1 protein-coding gene is annotated in these 1,469 nt (G+C 62.6%); it reads right to left on the reverse strand.

The genetic code is table 11. The features are described from left to right. Window positions 1–52: 52 nt before the first annotated feature. On the reverse strand, window positions 53–1,381 hold the full coding sequence (locus tag sphst_RS14590; protein ID WP_031394964.1) for a sugar MFS transporter: 1,329 nt from the start codon (window positions 1,379–1,381) through the stop codon (window positions 53–55). Between the last annotated feature and the right edge of the window lie 88 nt (window positions 1,382–1,469).

Consider the following 1,469-nt stretch of genomic DNA (forward strand, 5'->3'; position numbering starts at 1 on the left):
TTCGGCTTCCTTTGCTCTGACTAAGCGGAGCCCTGGTTAAGCTGAACTCTGATTAAGGAACGGAAACGGGATCAGGCAGCGCGTCGGTCACGCGCGACCCCCATACCGCGTAGAACAGGATATAGAGTTCGCACACGGCGGTCAGCAGGAACGAGATCTGCAACCCGTAGGTGTCGGCGAGCCAACCCTGGACGATCACTAGCGCGCCGCCGGCTATTGCCATGATCAGCAGCCCCGACCCTTCTTCGGTCAGCGGCCCCAGGCCACGGATGCCGAGAGTGAAGATCGTCGGAAACATGATCGAGTGGAAGAGCCCGACCGAAATCAGCGACCACATCGCGACATGGCCGGTGGTGAAGGTCGCGATCAACATGACGACGAACGCGCCGATGCTCGCCACCGCCAGCACGCGCTCGGCGGGGATCGTCCGCATCACTACGCTGCCGACCAATCGGCCGACCATCATACCGCCCCACAGGACGAACAGGTAATGCGAGGCCTGCTCGTGCGTGAGGTTGCCGATGTCCGGCTGGCTGACGAAATTGATGAACAGGTTGGCGACGCCGATCTCGGCGATAAGATAGATGAAGATCGCCGGAATGCCGAGTACGAGGTTGCGGTGCGACCACAGGGACAGCCCCTTACGCTCCGCCTTTGCCGAGCGCTGCGTCGATGCGCCCATCGCCGGCAACGGGAAGCGCGCGATGACGATCGCGAGCACCACCAGTACGCCGGCGACGATGAGATACGGCAACACCACCGACTGTGCGTCGGCGAGCCGTTCGGCCGGCGTGAGGACTGCCGTTGACCCAGCAACCGCGGTGCCGGAGGTTGAGCGGCCGAGGATAAGATATCCACCGAACAGCGGCGCGAGCGTGGCGCCCGCCGAGTTGAACGCCTGGACCAGGTTGAGCCGCGATGAGGCGGTCTCGGGCGGACCGACGACGGCGACATACGGGTTGGCGGCGACCTGCAGCAGCGTGATCCCACTCGCGATCACGAACAGCGCGAATAGCGTGACGCCGTAGGAGGGCAGCCGCGCGGCGGGTACCATCATCAACGCTCCAACCGCCATCAGACCCAGCCCGAACACCATCGCGCGCTGGTAGCCGACCCGTTCGATCAGCTTGGCCGACGGGATCGACGCGAAGAAATAGGCGATGAACCAGACGCTCTCGATCAGCGTGGTCTGTGTGTAGCTGAGGTCGAACACGCTGCGCAGGTGCGGCAGCAGCGTGTTGTTGATGACGGTGATGAAGCCCCACATGAAGAACAGACTGGCCAGCAGCGTCAACGCGGATCGGTAGCTTGGCCCCCCGCTTGGCGGCACTTGTGTCGCAGCACCCTCAACCTGTCGTTGCATCTGTATCGGCATCGCCATAATCGTTCATCCTCCGTGCCATGTCGGCGACTGATCGACGGACTTTGGTCGATCGTCTTTTCCCGCACGGCTTGCCCAGAAATATATT

It is taken from the genome of Sphingomonas sp. STIS6.2 (genome assembly GCF_000732685.2).
Classification (GTDB): Bacteria; Pseudomonadota; Alphaproteobacteria; order Sphingomonadales; family Sphingomonadaceae; genus Sphingomonas; species Sphingomonas aerolata.

Bases quoted from the DNA above. Each gene is read 5' to 3' on its own strand.
- sphst_RS14590 (WP_031394964.1), bottom strand. From the start codon at position 1,381: ATGGCGATGCCGATACAGATGCAACGACAGGTTGAGGGTGCTGCGACA.